The sequence below is a fragment of the Marinimicrobium sp. UBA4209 genome (assembly GCF_002381585.1).
Lineage (GTDB): Bacteria > Pseudomonadota > Gammaproteobacteria > Pseudomonadales > Cellvibrionaceae > Marinimicrobium > Marinimicrobium koreense.
The window spans coordinates 3,063-3,955 of the sequence record NZ_DFTP01000062.1; the positions used below are offsets into that span (position 1 = coordinate 3,063).

The 893-nt window shown below is 64.1% G+C and carries 2 protein-coding genes; both read right to left on the bottom strand.

The genetic code is table 11. The features are described from left to right. A partial coding sequence (gene ccmB / locus B3187_RS08930; protein WP_286805861.1) for a heme exporter protein CcmB occupies positions 1 to 589 on the bottom strand: 589 nt, incomplete at its 3' end. Further along, positions 579 to 893, bottom strand: a 315-nt coding sequence (locus B3187_RS08935; protein WP_286805863.1) for an ATP-binding cassette domain-containing protein, incomplete at its 5' end; no start/stop codon positions are given. The genes ccmB and B3187_RS08935, both read right to left, overlap by 11 nt.

Consider the following 893-nt stretch of genomic DNA (forward strand, 5'->3'; position numbering starts at 1 on the left):
CCCCCACCTGATTGCCCAGGGCGGCGTCGTTGACGGCGCTGGCGCCGAAAATCAGCACCGGAACATACAGCGGCATCACGATCAGGGACAGCAGCAATCCGCCACGGCGCAGCGATACGGTCAGGGCCGCCCCGACCGAGCCAATCAGGCTCATGGTGATGGTGCCAATCATCAGCGACAGACACAGCACCCCATAACCGCCCTCCGGCAGTGCCAGCATCAAGCCGAGCAGCGGTGACATCAACGTCAGGGGCAACCCGGTGACCAGCCAGTGGGCCAACACTTTAGCGAGGACCGTCAGGTAGAGCAATGACGGGCTGACCAGACACTGCTCCAGAGCGCCATCGTCAAAGTCAGAGCGGAACAGGCCATCGAGCGACAACAGAGTCGCGAGCAGCGCCATGACCCACAGAATCCCCGGCGCCAGCACGGCGAGCAGCGCCGCCTCCGGCCCGACGCCGAGGGGTACCAGGGTGATCGCAATCAGGAAAAAGACCAGCGGATTGATCCAGTCGCCAGGGTGACGACCGGCCAGAAGGAGATCCCGCTTCAGGGTGGCGACAAAGGCGCTACCGGCCTCAGTACTCATCGCCCGCCTCCTGTTCCACGCGCGGCGGATGATCGAGCAGGTTGAGCGGGCGCAGCTCCGGCAGCCGGACCTCCTGATGGGACGTAAGAATCACCAGCCCCCCTTGACGGGTGTGATGCTGAAGCTGCTGCTCCAGATCCGCGACCCCTCTCTGGTCGATTGCGGTAAAGGGTTCATCGAGAATCCAAAGCGGTGCCCGGGACAGGTACAGGCGGGCCAGAGCCACCCGGCGCAGTTGACCGGCCGATAGCTGATAACAGGGAATATCTTCGTAACCGGCCAGACCGACCCGCTCCAGAGCCGC